The sequence below is a fragment of the Winogradskyella sp. A2 genome, assembly GCF_046762865.1.
GTDB lineage: Bacteria > Bacteroidota > Bacteroidia > Flavobacteriales > Flavobacteriaceae > Winogradskyella.
The window spans coordinates 622,716-643,498 of sequence record NZ_JBKQXM010000001.1; the positions used below are offsets into that span (position 1 = coordinate 622,716).

The window sequence follows — 20,783 nt, forward strand, 5'->3', positions numbered from 1 at the left end:
GCTCTAAGATAGTAAATAAAGTAGGATGGTTTATTTGGAAGTTTAATAAAATCTGTAAAAGAGGTATTTTATTTGCTTTATTTCAGTTGTTTACAGCAAAAATAACTCTGTAATTATAAATCATTTCCTTAGGAATATTCTCCATTTCATTAACAGTTGTAATGAACTTATCTATACCACATGCTTCACTTGAAAACCCCTTTTTTATTAATGCCTCTAATCCGCCTTGACTCATAGCAATACCAATTAATTTTTCTTTACTGGCTGGTTCAGATTTGTGAAAATAAGACTCCTTTACATAGTTAAAATAATTGGAGTCTTTAATCCTTTGTAGATGTTCCGTTTTATCCCATCTAATCGCAATTTCTTCATTTAAGTTTTTTGTTAGTTTATCTACTGTCTTGAACAATTCTGTATATGCCATCTCATAATCTGTATTTAAAGATAGTGGCCAGATAACATCATACACTAGAAAAACGCCTTTATCCTTTAACAATCTGTTTACCTCTGAAAAAGTGGATTTTGGTTCCATCCAATGAAGCGATTGAGAACTAGAAACTATATCTATTGTATTGGATTTAAGCGGTATTGCGTGCGAAAATGCCTGATTAAAGGAAATAGTTTGATTTGTATTATGCTTTAATGCAAATTCAATCATTTCTTCACTTGCATCGAATCCATGAATTTTTGTTGCGATTCCATCCCATACAAAAGTTGATATACCAGATCCACAACCTAAATCAACTACACTGAGATTGTTAGAATGCCCTAAATAATTGATGGCAAGTTGAATAATTTCTTTTGGAGGGTAGGGTCTAAATTTGTCATAAGTAGAGATATATGCACTACCTGTAAATCTGTCGGCATTTAATTTTAGATCCATTTTTTAATTATTTTCCTTTAACATCATATTTTCTTTGGAGATCTAACCATTGTTCCTTTTGAATTTCTTTCATTAATCCCACATTAATTTCATCAAAATAAGGATGGTTTTTTGGCAACATAAAACTTTGGTAGTTCTCCTTTAAAGTGAAAGGTAATAGCTTTATTTTTTCATCTAAAGAAAGTCTGTTAATGTAATATTGTAAAATAGTTTTATCGAATAAAAGAACATCATTTTCCTTTTTTGCAATTGCTCTAAGAGCAAGAATAGGTGATGCGTAAGTTTGAGCTACAGGAATATTTTCTTGCATCAAATAATATTCACCACTTGATGCACCTACTGTACTAATTTTTTCTACCAGTCTAATATCTTCAATATTCTTTATATCGGTTTGCAATCCAGAAATAGTTAGAGTAGAAGCGATACCAGCCGTAAAACTTGAAATAATAATTACAGCGGTAAACATCCATATAATGGCGATTGCTTTACCAAGATTAGATTTTGGTGCCTTATCTCCATAACCAACGGTTGTCATTGTTACAGCAGACCACCATAAGCCATCAAAAAGTCCCAGTAAACCAGGTCTAAATTGAAATTTATTATGTTTTCGTTCAACTAGCCAAAGAAAAAAACCAAAAATAAAAATGATTAAAATAAGCAGTAAAATAATTTCTAGAAACTCCAGTGAAAAAATATTACTTATAAAAACTGAAAATGTAGATCGATTTAAATAGGGTATAGCCACTCCAATACTGGAAATTGAAAATGGTTGGGTCATATCAAACTTACCAACTCGCAAATCATTAACGTCCATAGGATTTATAGTGAGATCAATCTCATTATATTCTAGTTTTTTCAAAATACTTATAAAGTCAGAATGTAATTCATACTTAAAGTTAAGATCTGAGGACTTGGCAATGTTTTCCCAAAGTTCAATGCTTAAGCCTTCGTAATCGCCTTCACCTGATGTTATTACAAAAGGTGGATTTTGATATATACCAACAGTGAGGGTATCACTTTTGGTATTTGCCAGAGCATTGTTTGAAACAAACAAAAACAATATAATTATGTAAAAATTTGTATACCTCATTGTTACTTTGTTAATGCTTTGTGTATGGACAAATAAATGAATTGTGCTAATATTCTAAACATTATAAGATCGTTCTTATCAAAATGATTTTTATTTATACTATAAGCACATAATACTACAGGTTGATTGTTCTCTAGAGTGAAAGGAATGAATAATAGCGAGTTGAATCTGTAAACATCCTTTTCTTGTATATACATGGCATGTTCTTTAACAAAATCATTAATTAAGACCTCATTATTGTTTTCCATCGCCCAGCATGTCAAACTTGATTTTGGGTTAAATGGTTTTGCTCTAAAAGTAAAACCACTGCGTTCTTGGTCTGAATATCCTTTGTGTACGATTTCATTTTCTTCTTTAAACGCAATTTCGAAGGCATTAACTTCAGCAGTTTGGGTAACAGCTTTTCCCATGGCATTAATAATATCATTCCATGACGCCTTAAGAGGTATTCCTTTTATAAAAAGTTCTAAGGTTTGTATATTGGTAGAAGCACTCACTAATTGGTCTCCTTTTTCTTCTAATTCCTTTATTTTTTGATTCAGAAGCTCTTCCTTTTTTGCTAATTTTTCATTGGAATATTTCAAAACTGCCTGTAATCTTTTAAAGCGACGCTTTGCATAGACTCTAAAATAGAAACTTATAAAGACTATTACCAATGCAGCTATTGCATAATAAAACCCCTTTTTTGCATACCAAGGTGTATAAATAGACAATTGAACTTCCAATGGATTACTCCATTGATAACCTCCAGGCTGTCTAGCCCTCAATTCTAAAGTATAGTCTCCCGACTCAATCTCGTTCAATATAAGCGCACTACTATTTCCAATAGACTGCCAAATACGTTCTTCTAGCAATATGTCTTTGTCTTCATTTGGAAGTAATCTGTATTGATACTGTACGTTTTTTGCTGGGAATGATAAATTAGTAAATTGAAGTTCAAATTGCTGGCTTTTTTTTATCTCTATAACCGTTTTCAAATTTTCATTTAATTCATTTCCGTTGATTATTACTTTTCTAATTCTCGGTTCGTGAGAATATGGTAAGTCTGATGCTGATATCCTCGAATAGACTAAACCTTCAGGTGTTCCGGCCCAAAGACGCCCTTTTTTATCTGTAGTTATACATCTATAGGCGCTAATCACCGCAGGTAAACCTTCAGATTCTCCCAAGACTGTTGATGTATTTCCTTTATGAAATACTAAGCCTTTGGTTGCGGTAGCCACCCATATATTGCCATTAGAATAATGCGTAACACCTCTTACTTCTTCCTGACCCAAAATATCATTCTTAACTAGCCTGATTTTTTCACCATCGTAATGCAGAAGTCCGTCTGTAGTTGCTAACCAAACAACACCACGATCATCTATAGTTAAATCATGCGCTTCAAAATTAAGCATTGCAGTAAACGGAAGTTCTGGACTGAGGTTGATAAAGCGATCTTTATCTGGGTCATAGCGATATAAGTAACTTTTCTCACCAATACCAACTGCATAGATTTCACCTCGACTACTTTCTTTTAAGGACAAAATTCTACTAGAAAACCCTTTGTTTTCATCATAATATTTTACGTTTCCATTATTGCTTATTTGAGCAATACCGATTATTGGTTTATCAGTAGGTGCTTGGCAAAGCCAAATATTTTTTTTGCTATCTGAATACAGATTAAAAATAGACTCACCACGATCATTGAAATCATACCTTCTTACTATTTTATGGTTGACGAATTTGAGTAATTCAACTTTAGATGTACTGGTTGAAACCCATAGCGTTCCATCATTTTGAGTTGCCACATAGTTAACCTGAAGATTATTATAAATTGGTTTGGCTGTAAAACCATCTTGTTCCGGAGAGATTTCATATAGATTATTTATAGGTGCCCAAGCCTTGCCTTCATCACTTATTGAGATTCCAATAGGATTATTCATTGGTAAATTATCAACGGTTTTAAAAAAACGTTGTTGTAATAACCATAATCCTGATGATGAACTAATCCATAGTTTATCTTTATTACTATTAATATTGGTTGTGATATAGATTTCGTTAATGCGCCCAAAGTCTAATTTTTCAACTCTATGAGCTTCATTGGCTCCATAAATAGTTTCTAATGGACTTTTTAAGTCTTTCATTTTATACAGATTCCCTTTTTTAGTACCCACATAATATTGATTCGTTTTGTCTGAATGTAATGTGGTTATTTGATCATTATCTAGTGCTATTGTTTTAATCAATCTTGGAGTCTCTCCTGAAAGCGTATAAATGTTCACTGATTCATTCCCAATAATGATATGGTTGTTCGTTAAAAGTAAGGCAGTCCCATTTTTGATTTCAAGTTTTTTATCAAAAGTATTAGTAGAAGTGTTTAATTTAAATAAACCATCTAAGGGACTTAAAACCCATATACCATCATTTGAATCTGTTTTTATGTTTAATTTTTGTGATGCTGTGCTGCTAGAAAAAGCATAAGACTCAAATTTACCATCTTTCCATTTGCCGATGGCGTGATTAGATTGACTTAGCCAAATACTTTTATCCTTAGAGATAAATAAGTTGTTAGGGTAGAAGGGAAGATCACTAGTTTTTTGGACAGAGCCTTCCAATAAGGCCTCAATTTTTGGTTCATTGATTAGATTCTCAATTTGGTAGAGACCTTTATCATTGACAAATACAATACTACTATCGTTTAGTTGAAGTTGATTGATGGTTTGACTTTCAGTATGTATACTGTAAAAATCATATCCAATACCATCAAATCTGTAGAGTCCGTTATCACTACCAATCCAGACAAATCCTTCGCTATCTTCTACTACTGTATTTACCTGATCAAATGGTGCTCCAGACGCATTATGATATTGGACATAACCATATTGTTGCGCGGTTAAAATGGAACAAATACCACACAAAAAAAAGAAGAAAATCAGTTGGTTTAATCTTTGAGTCATCCTCTACTAAGATAGCAAAAAAAAGCCCTTATTGTTTCAATAAAGGCTTATTAATTGTGAGTTGTAGAGATAAATTTAGTTGTTCTCTAGTGAATTCAAAATTAGAAATACAACTGCCTGTGTTTTCATCAGACAGTTGCGATTGTTGTGGAGTCGGAGAGATTAGCTCTGCTGTTCTCTAGTAAGTCTAAAGTTGCAAATGCAATTTATTGTCTTTTCAAGACAAACGCTTTCAAACAAAAAATCTGATCAAGTAAACTTGTCAGATTTATTCGTTAAAAACCGCAATTAAATTGCGCTTGATGTGGAGCCGGAGAGAATCGAACTCTCGTCCAAACAAGTAACCAAAGAGCTTTCTACACGTTTAGTTTTTTGTTAATTGTTGGCCATAAGCTGACAAAAAACAGCCTACTTATAGCTTAGCTTCTCAATCTCGAAAGGGCATCAAAGCCTTACCCAATCTTAGTTAATATTTACGATGCCTCTAAATAGAACGCCACTAACCAAGGCTTTCTGGAGACATTTAGCTTGCTCACCTTGTGAGCCTAGGCCAATCTTACTATAATTCAGATTATGCAGCTAAAGCGTAGTTATTCTCGCCGTTTAAAATTTGGTCTAGCCTTTTACGTGTTTCAATGCCATTACACGACGTGCTTACCATTTAATTAATCTCGCTGTCAAAACCAGTCGACCCCAAATGATAATCTAAAAAAGGATGCTCAACGTCACAAAGTTATTTTGAGCGCGGACGAAGTTACAAAAAAAGTTGTGCAACCTCTTAAATCCAGTTATTTTCGTGCAAAAATTATTCCATATCTATTTCCTGACAAATTTGTCAGTTTTTAAAAATTTTAAGTATGAAATTTGCCATCATAAAAGAACGTAAAAATCCACCAGATAGACGTGTTGTTTTTTCACCAGAAACACTTGCAGAAGCAAGGAAACGGTTTCCTGAGGCTGAGTTTGTTATTGAGTCATCAGATATTAGGGTGTTTTCAGATGAGGCATATACAAAACTTGGATTTGAAGTAACAGATGATGTGTCTGATGCAGATGTTATGATTGGTGTAAAAGAAGTACCTGTTGATGCTTTGGTAACTAACAAAGACTACTTTTTCTTTTCTCATACCATTAAAAAACAGCCTTATAACAGGGAATTACTAAAAGCTATTTTAGACAAGAACATACGTTTATATGACCATGAGACCATCGTTGATCCTAATGGCTACAGATTAATTGGCTTTGGGCGTTATGCAGGTTTAGTTGGTGCCTATAATGGTATTAGAGCTTTAGGGATAAGAGATGGACTTTTTAAGTTGCCTAAAGTAGAAACCCTTGCTGATTTACATGAGGTTAAGGAGGTGCTAAATAAGATACAACTCCCAAACATTAAAATATTATTATCTGGTACTGGGAAAGTAGCAAATGGTGCTAGTGAAATTCTTGATCATATGGGTGTTAAGGAAGTCAGTGATGCCTTATACTTAACTTCAGAATTTACCGAACCTGTGTATTGTAGGGTTGATGTTATGGAATACGCAAAAAGAACGGATGGCAAGGTAGGAGATAGGTTAGCTTTTTATAAAGATCCTTCAGGATATGAGAGTAACTTCTTGCCTTATGCCAAATTATCAGATTTCTTTATAGCAGGTCATTTTTATGGTAATAACGCACCATATTTGTTTACAAGAGAAGATGTTAGGCATCCAGATTTTAGAATTAATCTTGTTGCTGATATTTCTTGTGATGTTGATGGACCTGTTGCAAGTACTATAAGATCATCTACCATAGCGGATCCGTTTTATGGATACGATCCCATTTCCGAAACTGAGGTTCCATTTGGTACTGAAGGCACTATAACTGTTATGGCAGTAGATAATTTACCTTGTGAGTTGCCAAAAGATGCCAGTGAAGGTTTCGGTGTAACATTTATAGAACATGTACTTCCTGCATTTTTCAATGATGATGAAAAAGGAATATTGCAAAGAGCAAAACTCACAGAGAATGGTAAACTTACGGAGAGATTCAGCTACCTCCAAGACTTCGTTGATGGTAAGGAATAGCCTTCAAATTTTAAGTTGACCAATATCATTTTGTAATTGGTTTTATTTAGTGACCTTCTAAGCTGTTATAAATTAATAGTATCACTAAATAAACCAAATTATGAATCCTCCATTATTATTTACAGTATTTATTGTTGTATTCCTCTTAGCAGGAATTAGAATTATTTTTGAATATAAACGCGCCTTAAAATTTAGATTTGGGAAGTATGTCGGTACGCTTAGACCTGGATTTAGATGGGTGATTCCTCTTATTGAAACCATACAAATCGTTGATATAAGGGTAATTACAGTTAATATTGTTTCCCAAGAGGTAATGACTGAAGATAACGTGCCATGTAGTATTGATGGTGTGGTCTTTTTTAAGGTCATTGACCCTGAAATGGCAGTTCTAGAAGTTGAAGAATACCAGTTTGCTATATCACAATTGTCGCAAGCCGCTTTAAGAGATGTTTGTGGTAAAGTGGAATTGGATACCATTTTATCTAACCGCGAAGAAATGGGTAAAAACATAAAAGCCATAGTAGAATTGGAAACAAAAGAATGGGGAATTGAGATTATCGATGTTAAGATAAAAGATATTCAGTTACCAGAAAATATGAAGCGAATGATGGCTAATCAAGCTGAAGCAGAACGTTCGCGTCGTGCAAGAATTATTTTGGCTCAAGCTGAAGAACAGGCAGCAGGTGCATTATTACAAGCTGGTAAACAAATTGATAAATCACCATCTGCAATTAAGTTAAGGCTATATCAAACGTTATCTAACATAGCAGCAGAAAAGAACTCAACTATTCTGTTCCCATTCCCTGAAGAGGTATTACCAAGGTTAAATAAGGAGGATTAGTTTTCAATTGGTTTTAGGTAGTAAATCACTTTAAAGATCCAAAAACCAACTAATAAGAATCCACCAAAACCTAAAGTAAATAGCCAAGCGTTAAAATGCTGAAATGGGCTCAGTATAATTCCTATAATATCTGATATTAGATATTGTGGCTGGCTTATTATTTCCCATGAGTTATATCGTAAAAATCTACCAAGATAAACTCCAAAACCGCTTAAAAGGATAATAGAATAGGTTATTGTTTTTATTGGTAGTTTAGGATATCTCTTTGTTAATAGTTTTTGCATGTCTAATATGGAGAGGTAGAAGAGGAGCAAACCAGTAAAGGCAAAAGATAGAATTACAATAATATCTAACCACAATAATGAACTATTCCCTAGTCTTAAATGCATTAAATCTGTAACAATATATGGTGCATTGGGTAAAAATAGAATCCATATTATACACCAAAGAACAAGTTTAAATTTGTTTAAATTTTGTTTGGTATTTAGATATATGGTAATGATATAGGGTATAATTGCTAAGAATACATTCCAAACTAAAAATAGATAGAAAAATGATTTATTTAACTTCACTCTTATCATTAAAGCAATGATGCTAAAACTTAGCGCCATTGTTACTAATGAGAACGATTTAAATTTTGAAAGAATAAGTGTTTTTATTGTTTGCATAATAATGTTCAAAAATTAATACGGTTAATATTCCCAGTGTGTAGGCCAAGAGATCGCCCATTTGAAATGTGCTACCCAATATGAGATTAGCAGTTGGGTTATTTTCTAAGTTAAAGTAGGTTAAGAAATGAACTAATTGGAGCATTTCAATGAGATAAGCAATTAAGAGGACAACCAATGCTGAGACCCAAACTTTCAGATTGGTACATCCTCTAATAATTGCATATAATAAAATAACCACCAAATAATCTCCAAACGTATAGCGTATAAAACCAGTTTTTATAATAAAAGCTATTGCTACTTCCATTAAGAAAAGGGAGTGTGCTAATACGAGGTAATATTTGTTGAATTGAAGTTTCATTTATTTTCTTTTAACCGTTATTCCAGTCTATTTTTCGCGACACAAACATTACTATAGCTAGTATGATAAACAAGCCTATACTGCCAACTAGTAGTGCATAGTTTTCCAATTGAATGATGACATATATAAATGCATATAATGCGGTTAAGGATAAACCAATAAATATTGGAAACTTTAAGGTTTTAAGTATAGATTTTGAGTACAGTGTAATTAACAATACTACGGAGACACCTGCGATTAAATAGGCTTTCAAAAAGTTGCTATGTTCTGAAATAGATACCAAAAGAGTATAGAACATGATTAAGGCAATACCAATCATTAAATATTGAAAGGGATGAATATTTATTTTACTTAAGGTTTGAATAAGGAAGAACAAAAGAAAGGTTAGTCCAATCACTAAAAACCCATATTTAGCAGAACGTTCACTTTTTTGATATTCATCTACCAATACCACAAATTTGGTCCCAAAAGCGAACTGATGAAGATTCGGAAGCTTCTTAAGATATTGTTGGGAGAAGGCTCTATTTACGGAAAGTACTTTCCAATCTACCTTAAAGCCATCTTCGGTAATGCTTCTTGTCTCATCATTTGGTGAATAGTTGCCAATAAAACCAGGATCTGCCCAATTTGATTCCATGGTCATTGTTGTAGTTTTACCAACTGGTATTAGTTTAATTTGTTCGCTGCCGTCGTAAGTAACATTCATGTTGAATTTAAAGGTGTTCTGTAAAAGTGATTTACCTATAAAATTGGTTTCAAGTTCGTCTAATTGATGTGGAGAATTTTCATTGAAATTGGTTTCAAAAGGATAATTATTTCCATTGAGTTGAATGGCCATTTCGGTTTTTATACCCTTTAGGTTGGTTGTCTTAAAAAGCATGGTAGCTTTGTCCCAAATAATATCCTTGCTTTTAATGCCTTTAGTGCTTAAATCAACTGTATTGAATCTGCCATTGAGCTGTATATTGGCTGTGAAGACGGCAGATTCAAAATTACCTAGATACAATGATTTAGAATTGACATTGGCATCTGTTGTTAATTCTTCAGGAAAGATATAGGCGTAATTGATATGTGTTTTGGTTTCTTTTATATAGGATTTTGTTTTTTCATTGAGCTTAGAAATTTCAGTGTAGGTCTTATAAGGAACTTTTAAGATTGGACCGTAAATAATAACATCATTTCCCCATTTAGTATTAATTTCCCTTACCACGTCTTGCTGTCTGTAGGAACGCTCTTCAATTAGAATATTGACGTAGGTTAGCGGTATTAATAAAACCATTATTAAAACACCTACAATGATCATTCTGGCGGTAATTGATGTCTTTAACCAATGGCCGAATTTATTAGTTGGTTGTGCTGTGTTTTTGTTCTCGTTGTTTTCCATGATGTTGATTTGAATATTTAAAAGTACTTTGTATTTCAAAGTAAATACGTAAAAAAAAGTGTTTAGGATGTTTTGATTAATTTTTCTAGTGCTTCAATATGTTTTTTAAATTCTGTTTTACCCAATTTAGTTGCACTGTATCGCGTGTTTGGTTTACGACCAATGAATTGTTTTTCTACCAAAATATATTCAGCTTTTTCTAGTGCTTTGGTATGACTTGCCAAATTACCGTCGGTTGCACCAAGCAATTCCTTCAGCGAATTAAAATCGGCATGTTCGTTAACCATTAATATAGACATTATTCCAAGTCGTATCCTATGGTCAAAAAGCTTATTAATATTTGTTATTATACTCATAAATATTAGCTACCAGCGATAGGAGATCCAAATATACCTACTGCCATTTCTATCCAGATTAGCAAAAGTAAAACTATGACTGTTACTATTAGTACTGTCTTGTACTTTTTTGATTTTACCAGAATAAGTTCTAGTAATATGCCTGTGCCAAATAATAATATTCCAGCAATTATAAAATCTCCAATGTCCCAATTTACCTCCGAGGTAAATTGCATTGCTATTAAAGGGATTGCCAATATTAAAATTGCGATACCCAAAATTAAACCAAAACGTTTATTGATTACCATGATAAATTTATTTAGAATCGTATTTAAAGTGCATCCAGGTGCCATAAACAATATGCATAATACCAAAACCAGCTATCCAAAGCCAGAAACCATAACCTGGATAAAGTGTTGCTATTAAACCAAGAATAATCTCAATATACCCAAGGTATTTTATATTGCCAATACTGTATTTTGAGGCATTGACAAGTGCAAGGCCATAAAATATTAGCATTAGGCCACCTGTTTGACCATATCGACCTTGATTCAGAATTATAATGCAATACAAGCCGCCAACTACAAGCGGAATCAAAAAGTTAAGGAGTAATCTTTGTGAAGAACTATCCCAGATTTTTTCTCCATTCTTTTTTGCTTTTCTGGTAGTAAGGAATATACCTGTGACAATACTCAGAAATGCAACGGCAAATAATATAATCATTGAGGTTCTGAAAACCCATCCGTCTAGTGTGAGGGTGCCGTAGCTATATGTCGTTACCAAATGGTAGGTTATAGCAGCACCAATTAATGCATATACACCTGCCAAAATGCCAGATAAACCACTTAAGGAAATAAAACGAGAAGACTTATTCATTAAGTTTTTAATCTCGCTGATGTCTTTTAAATAATCTTCGTTACTCATAATATTAAAGTACTTTGAAATACAAAGTAAAATAAATTATTTCATTACTACAAATAAATTCTAAGTTATTCTTAAATTTATATTGAACTTAAAATTTATTACTATGGTAGGGCTTGTGTTGACAATTGCAAATATTACTGGAGGTATACTTTTAGGACTTGCTACATTAGATAAGTGGGATGGTGAGAGTAACTTTTTTAATAAAATTGCTAACTCATTAGCACCATTTCAAACTGTTATTGGTGGTGTGTTAGTCATATTGCCATTAATCACATTTTGGAATAACTTAATATTTAATATAGTGAGCATATTAGGTGGTATCTTACTGTTAACCCATGTTTTTGGAAAGGTACCAGCACTAGAAACTACCTTAAGAAAACTTTCTGATCAATTAATGCCATTTAAAGCCATAATTGGTATTGCGCTTCTCGTTATAGGGATTTTGCGAATTTTCTAATTGGTCTTAAAAAATTATTTATTCTAAGACTTCATAAATTGTTACTGGAGTTGTTTTATTTTTAAGTTGTACTGTACCTACCTTATTACATTTAAAAGATTCTTTAACTTTTTTGTAGCAGTCTTCTGAAATGATTATTTGATTTGGTTTAGCTGTGTCCTCTAGTCTTGCTGCAGTATTAACATTGTCTCCAATTACGGTATAGTCTAATCTTTTTAAACTTACTGAACCAATATTACCAGACACCATTTCGCCACTTTTAATACCAATAGATACCTTTGGTATAAAGCCAACATCTTCTCCAATTTCGGTCAAATCGTTTAATTTGTCCCTTACAGCAAGTGCTACATCAATAGCTCTGTCAAGGTGGTATTCTCCTCTGAATACTGCCATAATTGCATCACCAATAAATTTATCTATATAACCTTTCTGATCAATGATTTCTTTAACTATTTCATCAAAATAAGCATTGATCATCTTTACTACTTTATCTGCGGCAGTCGTTTCACTAATACTTGTGAAATCACAAATGTCTATAAACATTACAGTCCCCTCAATGGTTTCATTAGTCATCATAGTAGTCTCAAACTCTTTGTTTCCCATAAAGTTCAATACATTCTCATCTACATACATTTTAAGAATGTTGTTTTCTTTTATTGCTTGTAGCGTTTCCTTGAGATGTCTTGCATGTTCTATGGTTTTTTCCATGGTTATGGTTAAATCCTCAAAATTTATTGGCTTTGTAATAAAATCAAAAGCTCCCCTATTCATGGCTGTTCTAATATTATCCATATCACCATAGGCAGATACAATTACCGACTTTATTAATGGACTCAATTCGCTTAGTTCTGCGAGTAGGGTAAGACCATCCATTTCTGGCATATTTATATCACTTAAAACGATATCTACCTCAGGGTTTTGGTTAATCTTAACTAAAGCATCCTTCCCGTTTATTGCAAATAGGAATTCATATTCCTGTGACCTTATTTTTTTTCGGAATTTCTGTTTTATAAGTACTTCTAAATCCGTTTCGTCATCAACTACTAATATCTTAGCCATTATATATTCTGTATTAGTTTTTCTTTTAATAATTTAAAATCTACTGGTTTAGTAAGGAAATCATCAGCTCCAAGTTCTTTGGCAGTATTATAATTCTCATCATCACCATATGCTGTTACCATCATTACAATAGGAGGAGGTGCTATAAAGTCTTTCTTTATAATCTCTAATAGTTGAAGTCCACTCATTCCTGGCATGTTAATATCGGATAGGATAAGAACAGCTTCATGTTCCATATTTCGAAGTGTTTCTAATGCTTCTTCTCCAGAAAATGCAAATACAAAATTGAGTTCACCTTTTCTAATTTCTTTTCTAAACCGCTGCTGAAAAAGAAGTTGAACATCGTGTTCGTCGTCTACTACTAATATCTTCATGATTTTTTGGTTTTAATAGGTAATGTGATTTTAAATTCTGTAAACTCGCCAGTTTTGGTCTTCACATCTAATTGACCATTATGGGCTTTAATAATATCATAACTCATAGATAAGCCCAAACCAGTGCCTTTACCAGTAGGTTTAGTTGTAAAAAAGGGTTCAAAAATTTTATCTACTACGTTTTTAGGGATTCCATTACCGTTATCTTTTATAGCAATAGTGATGCTGTTTTTGAGTCTTTTCGTAGTTACTGATACCGTTGGCTTATAATCGGAAGAGGCGACAGAAGCATGTTTTTCATTAACCGCATAAAAGGCATTGGTGAATAAATTTAAAATTACTCTTCCAATTTCCTGACTTACAACTTCTATCGCTCCTAGTTTAGGATCAAAATTTGTTTCTAGTGTGGCGTTAAAACTTTTGTCTTTGGCACGTAAGCCATGATAAGCTAATCTTAAGAATTCATCGCTAAGTTTATTGAGGTCCACGTTTTCTTTTTCACCTGAGTTATTTCTACTATGTTGCAGCATTCCTTTTACAATAGCATCTGCACGTTTACCATGATGGTTAATCTTCTCAAGATTTTGTTTAATATCTTTTGAAATGGCTTTGGCTTCCTCAAATTCTCCTTTGTTTAGTTCTTCGTTCATCTCATCAATGAGTTCATTACTCACTTCAGAGAAGTTATTTACAAAGTTGAGCGGATTCTGTATTTCGTGTGCAATACCCGCAGTAAGTTCCCCTAGACTCGCCATTTTCTCTGATTGGATTAATTGTGATTGTGTAGCTTTAAGATCGGATAAGGTGGTTTCTAAAGTATTTTTCTGTTCAATAATAAGTTGGTTCTGAGATTGTAAAAGATTATTCTTTTTGCGAGATCGTTTATAATAGAACAACAATAATCCTAAAATGACCACACTAAATGAAAACAGAATGATATAAATGGTATTCTGTATTTGTTTTTTCTCAATATCAAGTTGCTGTGCTTCAAGCTCCAAATCTTTCTTTTCAATTATATAATCGCTTTCTAATTGTGAGAATTGATTTTCTTTTTCGGCAGTGAAGAGACTGTCTTTAAGAGAATAATATTTTTCTAAAAACTCAGCTTGTTTTTTGTAATCTGGTTTTTTGCCGTACATCGTGGCCAAGTCCTTGTAATCTTGTAACAGTATTTGTTGTGACCCAACGATGTTTGCATAATCTATACTTTTATTGAATGCTTCTTCACCAGATTTATAATCTTGTTTTTGAGCATGGGCTGAGGCAATATTGTTATATAATATACCAAGAGAAAAATCGTTTTTTTCTTCCTCGAAGATATTTAATGCTTGCTTATAAAAGTTAAGGGCAGCATCGGTATTTCCAATATGCTTGTAAGTAAGTCCTAGATTTGTGAGCGCCGCCGCAATAGAGTTTTTGTTTTTTATTTGTTGGGCTATTTTAAGACTCTTTTTTAAGTAAACGATTGCAGAATCGTAGGATTTTCTTTGGTCATATATAACCCCTTTGTGGCTATAAAAATTGCCCAATTGAACACTATCGTTTCCTTTTAAAACCAAATCTTCTGCATAATCTAAATATTGAGCTTGTTTGTCTACATCCTCGTCTGAGATATAAAGATTAGATATGCCCATATAGGTATTAACTAAACGCCAATCATCTTTTAATTTTTCATAAATACGTGCAGCATCGAGGTAGTTTTTTATAGCATTTGGTAATTCTTGTTTAACACTATAGGTATAGCCAATACTGTAAAATAAGTTCGCTAATTGCAAACTATCATTAGAGCGTTTGGCAGCAATTACACCATCATTAAAATAATTTATAGCTTTTTCCTGATTGCTATGCTGATAAAAATAGCCCAATTGTTTATTTGCATAAACTCGAGTACTGTCATGTGTGGCAACTTCTAATTGTTGCAGTAAGTCTTTAACACGATCGTTTTGAGCATAAATTAACCCAACTGAAAAAATAAAAAGTAGGCAAGCAATACCTGTATTTAACTTTCTTTTTATCATAGTTTCTCTTTATTATATTGGCAGTTCAATTTTAAATATTGTGCCTTTTCCTTGATCTGACTTTACCTTTAATTTTCCGCCATGACCCTTGGTAATTATATCATAACTTAAGGATAAGCCCAAACCTGTGCCCTCACCTGTAGGTTTGGTAGTAAAGAAAGGCTGAAATATTTTTTCCTTTACAGACTCTGGCATACCGTTACCATTGTCTTCTACACTAATTTCTACAAAATCTTTTATGCGTTTTGTACTAATAGATACTGTTGGCTTATAACCTTCAATACCTGTTTTTTTCTTTTCATTAACCACATAAAAGGCGTTAGTTAACAGGTTAAGAATAACGCGCCCAACGTCTTGTGGTATTATGTTAATGTTTTGTATAGAATCGTCAAAATCTGTCACCAATTCTGCATTAAAGGATTTGTCCTTAGCACGTAAACCATGATAAGCTAACCGAAGATATTCATCTGCCAATGCATTAATATCGGTAGGTTCTTTTTTATCGCCACTGGCACGACTGTGTTGCAACATACCCTTTACAATACTATCTGCGCGTTGACCATGATGGTTTATTTTATCTAGATTCTGTACCACATCATCCATGATGGCTTTGACTTCTTCCATATCACCTTTCTCCAATTCCTCTATCATTTCTTCTAATAGCTCTTTGCTTACATCAGAGAAATTATTGACAAAGTTTAATGGATTTTGAATTTCGTGGGCAATTCCGGCCGTAAGCTCACCCAAGCTAGCCATTTTCTCAGATTGAATCAATTGTTTTTGAGTAGTACGCAAATTATCTAGTGTATGTTCTAGTCTTTCTTTTTCTTCCGCAAGTTTTGTTGCTTGGGTCTCTTTAGTCTGAAGATCCAAAAACCTAGTATAAGTTTGTTCAAACACTTTACCAAAGCGGGTAAAAATATCATGAGCATCTGGTACTGCCTCATAAGTAATAAACATTACAAAGCCATATTCAAAATAAACAATATGAAAGATTTGGAAGGTTGGCAGATCAATACCCTTTTTTGCAAAATCATCAAATATTTCACCTACAATGGGTAATGTTCTCATAAAGTCGTAATGCTTTACAAGTGCATTACCACCCAACTCAGCGACATAAAATGGTTCTCCTTTGATCATCGGGTCATAAAAATTATATCCCTCACCAATAGTTGGTAAGGAAAACCCTTTTTGAATTTCACCTTCACTACTCATATTGCACCAAGAGCTCTTTTTGGTTTTATCTTCCCAAATACAGTAGCCTGCACTCCATGCTGGTATACCTAATTCTTGTACTTGCAGAAATAGATTATTAGCAGCTTCGGGCAATTCATCACTATGTTGCATTGCCATCGTTCTAGATCTTACTTTTTCAAGTGCAGTTTCAATCTGTGCTTCTCTAGTTTGGGCTTCGGCTTTTTCAAGGTCCATAAAACGGATATAAGCTTGTTCAAAAACTTTAGCAAATCGTTTTAGTATATCTGCATCGCTTTCTGAGGGTACAACTCCAGATAGCGAAGGAATAATAATTGCAGAATTTTTTGACCAGGCAGCCGATAAAGCATGCGTATCAGCTTTAAGTACATACTCTTTATAGTCTTCAGGCATGTTTTTATAATCGCTATTCTCAAAGGCATGTTTAAAAAACTCATTTTTCGCTTCTACGGGAAATTCTTTTGAGAAATAGGCATCGCCTTTTATTTTGGAGTCCCAGGCATCGTTAAAAATAGGATTATCAAAATAAGGCATAAAATAGCGTCCCGAAGTTGAAAAATCATCTACAGCAATCCAATGCACAACATCTTTATTGTATGGGAAGTAGGTGCAAAGAATTACACCTCCTGCATCATATATAACTCCTAATTCTTTTAGTTTTTCTGCTACAACCGCAACCACTTCCTGCAATTCATCTGGCTTGTGCATGGCCAAAGATTGTGAACGAACCTTTTCTAAAGCAGTTTCAATCTGTGCTTCTCTAGCTTGTGCTTCAGCTTTTTGTAAATCTAAGAATCGTGTATAGGTTTGTTCAAAGACTTTTGCAAAACGTGGTAATAAATCAGTGTTTTCTAGATGTTTAAGCGATGAAACAAGGATGTAACCATTTTTAAATGAAGCACCATAATCTATTTCCCAAGGTGGTGGTTCAGGCATAGGTGCGTTTCGTGATTCTAAATCTTTTAGTGTTATTTGTGCCGATGGGAGCTTAAAGATATCCTCAAAATGTTGTTTTATAAAATCACTTGGAATTTCAATTGAAAACAACTCTTTCTTAGCTTTCCACTGATCGTAACGGTATTGATGAATATAATCCAAGCCCACCGGAACTATCATTGGGCTGAGCATACCTCCACCTGGTATACTATGCCATTGTTCAACATGACCTTCATGTTTATCGCAAAAGACAATCCCTGTAGCAAAAAGTTCTTCTCCAAAACTTCTCAATTGATTGAACATTTCTGTGGTTACCTTACCAAAATCTCCACTACTTTGCATACCCATGGATTGTGATCGTATACGTTCTAGAGCCGTTTCAATTTGAGCTTCTCTAGCTTGTGCTTCGGCTTTTTGTAAATCTTCAAAACGTTTATAGGCCAGATCAAAAGCCGCTCCCATTTTGGTTAAAATGGCTTCCATTTCATCTGATGGTGGATTCAATAAATCAATAACTAATTTGCCATTGTTTAGTTTTTTGGCAACATGATAGAGTTGTTTTAATTGAGTGGTTTCGATAAATGCTTCAGTTTCATTGGCAACATCATGTTCACCATGTTCACGAAGCCATGCTAAAATTCTTTTAAATCCATTTGCATCTTGAATTTCTACAAAGTAGTTATCAGGGTTTTCCCAAACACGTTTTGGATATAAATGCGGATCTGTTTTTTTAAGCTTAAAAGTGATATCTAAAGGCGATTGATAGACACCATCTATTTTTTCAAGAGACGATAAATCCCACATTCTAACTTTATCATCACCTTCACTTAAAAAAATAGTTGCTGCAATGACATCTGGAATGTCTAAAGCCATAACTTCTTCTTTAAGTTTGGCAACTACTTCCATAATCTCTTCAGATTTATGCATGGCCAAGGCTTTAGCCCTTACACGCTCTACAGCAAGATTTATCTGTGCTTCTCTTGTTTGTGTTTCGGCTTTCTGTAGGTCCAGAAAACGTGTATAAGTTTGATCAAAAACTCTAGCAAAACGCTTTAAAATAGTTTTTTCTTCTTCAGTGGCTTTATGGGTGCTTGATTTACTGATGCAACCGTATTTGTGATTAGCATCTAGCATTTCGAATTGTTCTAACTGCAATTTTTTCTGAGTATCACCAAAATAAGTACTTGATGTTACATCATCACAGACTTGAAAAAATTGGTTGACTTGTTCTTTTGTCTCAAAAGAAATGCTAGAAAAAGAATTGCCTTCTTTCCAAGATTTTATGCTAGTTTCCTCAAATAGTGCACTTGGCATCTTAAAATGTGTGGGTGTGTCATATAACCCTTCAAGTGGTGAGAACCATACATCAACATAGCCTTCGTCTAAATGGAATATAGTAATCCAAGACTGTACAAATTCAATATTTAATTGCTTAAGTTGTTGAAAATAAACCAATACAACTTCAGAAAGGTCTTCCGTTTTATGCATAGCCATAGAAGCCGATCGCACGCGTTCTAATGCGGCTTCAACTTGAGCTTCTCTAGCTTGTGCTTCGGCTTTTTTAAGATCAAGGAAACGTGTATATGTTTGCTCGAAAACTTTAGTGAAACGTCTGAAAATATCATGGGCATCTGGTACTTGCTCTTTAGTAATGAATAATAAATACCCATATTTAAAATAGACAACATGATCTATTTGATAGGTTGGAAATCCGTTATTAGTTTCTTTTAATTTTAAAAGAACATCTCCAATTACAGGAAGCGTACTCATATATTCGTAATGAGCTACGCATACTTTACCTGAAAATTCTTGTACAAAAAGTGTCTCTCCTTTTTTACCTTTTTCGAAATACTTTTTAAATATTCCAGTTCTAGGAACGGTATAGGTAGGTAAAACACCTTTTTCATTACCGAACCATTCTGTAGATTCATTTTCGCCATAAATATGAAATGCACAGCCCCATGTTTCAATCCCTAAAGCTCTTACCTGCTGATCTAATAAGAATGAAGTCTCTTGTAATTCATCACTATGTTGCATCGCCATAGTACGACTTCGCACTTTTTCTATGGCGAGTTCTATTTGTGTTTCGCGAGCTTGTGCTTCCGTTTTTTGAAGATCTAAAAATCGTTTATGGGCGAGGTCAAAAGCTCCTGCGAAGCGAACCAGTATGTCTAAATCCTCTTTTGGTGGATTTTTTACAATTCCTGGTAGACTATAACCTATTTCACCATGTGTTGTGCGTGCCATGATAAATGTTAATCCTCCTATATGCTTAAGATCATCATGACTTGGTGCTTGTGGATCTATACTTTTAAAATCACCAAGTGCTACCATTTTATCTACATAGTCTATGGATTCTTCTGTAGTAAAAGTATAAACAACAGTTGGTTTATTGCTTTTTTCCCATTTAGCCAATAACGGAATGTCGCCATGTATGTGCCTTGGCAGTGTCATTACAAATCCAATTTTACTTCCATCACCAGAGGTCATTGCTTTTTCATATGTTTCTGGTAACCACATCATATGCCAGAAATAATGTGCCTCGTGACCAAGTTTGATGAACTCATTTCGCATGGTAACGACTATATCGAGTAAGTCCGAGGATGCTTTCATAGCTACAGCTTCTGCTCTAATGCGCTGCAATGATGCCTCAATTTGTAATTCTCTATTGTTATGTTCTAGTTGAAGCGTGCGTTCAGAAACTGCTTTTTGTAACCTTTCATTTTCTGCCTTCAAAGCATCCAGACCAAATGCTTCACCTTCTGCTGCTTTCATATCTGGAAATGAGCCATGTTGATGAAGGACTAACCAGCTATCATCAGTTTTTTCTATAAATGATGATAATCTAAAATGACCATAAAATTCCCAGTCCTTGTTATTTTTTATATACATGTCCAGGAACTCATTAACCATAACATGTTTTTCAAATGTTATAACATCAATATTGCGATTGCGAAGTTCTACTTTGCCTAACAATTGATCTAGAATTGTGTAAGTGTAGTCTAATATTTCTTGTTTATTGCGCCAAATTTCTTCTTTGGTTCCTCCTATGTTGTAATAATCGTCACTAAGATATTGAGACCAAGTTTTAAGGTCTCCTTTGAGATAAATTTTCCAGTAGTTGTCTAACCATTGGTCTAATTCATTAATTAATTTTGTGGTTAACTTCATTGCAATCCTTTAATTTGAACTAGGTTTAATAAAATAAATATCTGCTTCAGATTTATCATTAGGGT

The 20,783-nt window shown here is 33.6% G+C and carries 16 protein-coding genes and 1 other RNA gene; 3 read left to right on the plus strand and 14 right to left on the minus strand.

Annotation, left to right across the window (positions count from 1 at the left end; translation table 11 throughout):
• Nucleotides 1-82: 82 nt before the first annotated feature.
• The 4 genes from ACFWV9_RS02785 to ssrA all read right to left on the minus strand — a co-directional run bounded on the left by ACFWV9_RS02785 (nt 83) and on the right by ssrA (nt 5,607).
• Nucleotides 83-883: a class I SAM-dependent methyltransferase gene (locus tag ACFWV9_RS02785; RefSeq protein WP_411893711.1), complete on the minus strand. Its 801-nt coding sequence runs from the start codon at nt 881-883 to the stop codon at nt 83-85.
• 7 nt (nt 884-890) lie between these two features.
• Nucleotides 891-1,973 (minus strand): transporter substrate-binding domain-containing protein, encoded by a 1,083-nt coding sequence (locus ACFWV9_RS02790; RefSeq protein WP_411893712.1) that lies wholly within the window; start codon nt 1,971-1,973, stop codon nt 891-893.
• A 2-nt stretch (nt 1,974-1,975) separates the two neighbouring features.
• Nucleotides 1,976-4,912: a two-component regulator propeller domain-containing protein gene (locus ACFWV9_RS02795; RefSeq protein ID WP_411893713.1), complete on the minus strand. Its 2,937-nt coding sequence runs from the start codon at nt 4,910-4,912 to the stop codon at nt 1,976-1,978.
• A 302-nt stretch (nt 4,913-5,214) separates the two neighbouring features.
• Nucleotides 5,215-5,607, minus strand: a transfer-messenger RNA (tmRNA) gene (gene ssrA / locus ACFWV9_RS02800).
• 162 nt (nt 5,608-5,769) lie between these two features.
• Here ssrA and ACFWV9_RS02805 point away from each other — a divergent pair.
• Both ACFWV9_RS02805 and ACFWV9_RS02810 read left to right on the plus strand, forming a co-directional pair.
• The gene (locus tag ACFWV9_RS02805) at nt 5,770-6,975 is read left to right on the plus strand and encodes an NAD(P)-dependent oxidoreductase (protein WP_411893714.1); all 1,206 of its coding nucleotides are present in this window, start codon (nt 5,770-5,772) and stop codon (nt 6,973-6,975) included.
• 100 nt (nt 6,976-7,075) lie between these two features.
• Entirely contained in the window at nt 7,076-7,816 is a 741-nt protein-coding gene (locus tag ACFWV9_RS02810) for a slipin family protein (RefSeq protein WP_411893715.1), read from the plus strand.
• Here ACFWV9_RS02810 and ACFWV9_RS02815 read toward each other — a convergent pair.
• The 6 genes from ACFWV9_RS02815 to ACFWV9_RS02840 all read right to left on the minus strand — a co-directional run bounded on the left by ACFWV9_RS02815 (nt 7,813) and on the right by ACFWV9_RS02840 (nt 11,488).
• The gene (locus ACFWV9_RS02815; protein WP_411893716.1) at nt 7,813-8,484 is read right to left on the minus strand and encodes a DUF1361 domain-containing protein; all 672 of its coding nucleotides are present in this window, start codon (nt 8,482-8,484) and stop codon (nt 7,813-7,815) included. The genes ACFWV9_RS02810 and ACFWV9_RS02815 overlap by 4 nt on opposite strands.
• Nucleotides 8,447-8,845: a DUF2809 domain-containing protein gene (locus ACFWV9_RS02820; protein ID WP_411893717.1), complete on the minus strand. Its 399-nt coding sequence runs from the start codon at nt 8,843-8,845 to the stop codon at nt 8,447-8,449. The genes ACFWV9_RS02815 and ACFWV9_RS02820 overlap by 38 nt, the downstream gene beginning before the upstream one ends.
• A gap of 10 nt (nt 8,846-8,855) precedes the next feature.
• A complete protein-coding gene (gene creD / locus ACFWV9_RS02825; RefSeq protein WP_411893718.1) occupies nt 8,856-10,229 on the minus strand; it encodes a cell envelope integrity protein CreD in 1,374 nt (457 codons plus the stop codon).
• Between the two features lie 62 nt (nt 10,230-10,291).
• On the minus strand, nt 10,292-10,585 hold the full coding sequence (locus tag ACFWV9_RS02830; protein ID WP_411893719.1) for a winged helix-turn-helix domain-containing protein: 294 nt from the start codon (nt 10,583-10,585) through the stop codon (nt 10,292-10,294).
• 5 nt (nt 10,586-10,590) lie between these two features.
• Nucleotides 10,591-10,872, minus strand: a complete 282-nt coding sequence (locus ACFWV9_RS02835; protein WP_411893720.1) for a hypothetical protein — start codon at nt 10,870-10,872, stop codon at nt 10,591-10,593.
• Nucleotides 10,873-10,879: 7 nt separating this feature from the next.
• A complete protein-coding gene (locus ACFWV9_RS02840) occupies nt 10,880-11,488 on the minus strand; it encodes a hypothetical protein (protein ID WP_411893721.1) in 609 nt (202 codons plus the stop codon).
• Nucleotides 11,489-11,591: 103 nt separating this feature from the next.
• Between ACFWV9_RS02840 and ACFWV9_RS02845 the strand changes: the two genes are divergently transcribed.
• Nucleotides 11,592-11,945 carry a hypothetical protein gene (locus ACFWV9_RS02845; protein ID WP_411893722.1) on the plus strand — a complete coding sequence of 118 codons (354 nt, stop codon included), beginning with the start codon at nt 11,592-11,594 and terminating at the stop codon, nt 11,943-11,945.
• Nucleotides 11,946-11,963: 18 nt separating this feature from the next.
• On the opposite strand, the gene ACFWV9_RS02850 is transcribed toward ACFWV9_RS02845, so the two are convergent.
• Genes ACFWV9_RS02850 through ACFWV9_RS02865 form a run of 4 tightly spaced genes read right to left on the minus strand, consistent with a single transcriptional unit; the run spans nt 11,964 to nt 20,718 of the window.
• Nucleotides 11,964-13,004: an adenylate/guanylate cyclase domain-containing protein gene (locus ACFWV9_RS02850; protein WP_411893723.1), complete on the minus strand. Its 1,041-nt coding sequence runs from the start codon at nt 13,002-13,004 to the stop codon at nt 11,964-11,966.
• Nucleotides 13,004-13,378 carry a response regulator gene (locus ACFWV9_RS02855; protein ID WP_411893724.1) on the minus strand — a complete coding sequence of 125 codons (375 nt, stop codon included), beginning with the start codon at nt 13,376-13,378 and terminating at the stop codon, nt 13,004-13,006. The genes ACFWV9_RS02850 and ACFWV9_RS02855 overlap by 1 nt, the downstream gene beginning before the upstream one ends.
• A complete protein-coding gene (locus ACFWV9_RS02860) occupies nt 13,375-15,396 on the minus strand; it encodes a tetratricopeptide repeat protein (protein WP_411893725.1) in 2,022 nt (673 codons plus the stop codon). The genes ACFWV9_RS02855 and ACFWV9_RS02860 overlap by 4 nt, the downstream gene beginning before the upstream one ends.
• A gap of 12 nt (nt 15,397-15,408) precedes the next feature.
• Entirely contained in the window at nt 15,409-20,718 is a 5,310-nt protein-coding gene (locus tag ACFWV9_RS02865; RefSeq protein ID WP_411893726.1) for an ATP-binding protein, read from the minus strand.
• Between the last annotated feature and the right edge of the window lie 65 nt (nt 20,719-20,783).

Excerpts from the sequence above, each read along its gene's own strand:
- ACFWV9_RS02785 (WP_411893711.1), bottom strand. The coding sequence starts at position 883 with ATGGATCTAAAATTAAATGCCGACAGATTTACAGGTAGTGCATATATC.
- ACFWV9_RS02790 (WP_411893712.1), bottom strand. The coding sequence starts at position 1,973 with ATGAGGTATACAAATTTTTACATAATTATATTGTTTTTGTTTGTTTCA.
- ACFWV9_RS02795 (WP_411893713.1), bottom strand. The coding sequence starts at position 4,912 with ATGACTCAAAGATTAAACCAACTGATTTTCTTCTTTTTTTTGTGTGGT.
- ACFWV9_RS02805 (WP_411893714.1), top strand. The coding sequence starts at position 5,770 with ATGAAATTTGCCATCATAAAAGAACGTAAAAATCCACCAGATAGACGT.
- ACFWV9_RS02810 (WP_411893715.1), top strand. The coding sequence starts at position 7,076 with ATGAATCCTCCATTATTATTTACAGTATTTATTGTTGTATTCCTCTTA.
- ACFWV9_RS02815 (WP_411893716.1), bottom strand. The coding sequence starts at position 8,484 with ATGCAAACAATAAAAACACTTATTCTTTCAAAATTTAAATCGTTCTCA.
- ACFWV9_RS02820 (WP_411893717.1), bottom strand. The coding sequence starts at position 8,845 with ATGAAACTTCAATTCAACAAATATTACCTCGTATTAGCACACTCCCTT.
- creD (WP_411893718.1), bottom strand. The coding sequence starts at position 10,229 with ATGGAAAACAACGAGAACAAAAACACAGCACAACCAACTAATAAATTC.
- ACFWV9_RS02830 (WP_411893719.1), bottom strand. The coding sequence starts at position 10,585 with ATGAGTATAATAACAAATATTAATAAGCTTTTTGACCATAGGATACGA.
- ACFWV9_RS02835 (WP_411893720.1), bottom strand. The coding sequence starts at position 10,872 with ATGGTAATCAATAAACGTTTTGGTTTAATTTTGGGTATCGCAATTTTA.
- ACFWV9_RS02840 (WP_411893721.1), bottom strand. The coding sequence starts at position 11,488 with ATGAGTAACGAAGATTATTTAAAAGACATCAGCGAGATTAAAAACTTA.
- ACFWV9_RS02845 (WP_411893722.1), top strand. The coding sequence starts at position 11,592 with ATGGTAGGGCTTGTGTTGACAATTGCAAATATTACTGGAGGTATACTT.
- ACFWV9_RS02850 (WP_411893723.1), bottom strand. The coding sequence starts at position 13,004 with ATGGCTAAGATATTAGTAGTTGATGACGAAACGGATTTAGAAGTACTT.
- ACFWV9_RS02855 (WP_411893724.1), bottom strand. The coding sequence starts at position 13,378 with ATGAAGATATTAGTAGTAGACGACGAACACGATGTTCAACTTCTTTTT.
- ACFWV9_RS02860 (WP_411893725.1), bottom strand. The coding sequence starts at position 15,396 with ATGATAAAAAGAAAGTTAAATACAGGTATTGCTTGCCTACTTTTTATT.
- ACFWV9_RS02865 (WP_411893726.1), bottom strand. The coding sequence starts at position 20,718 with ATGAAGTTAACCACAAAATTAATTAATGAATTAGACCAATGGTTAGAC.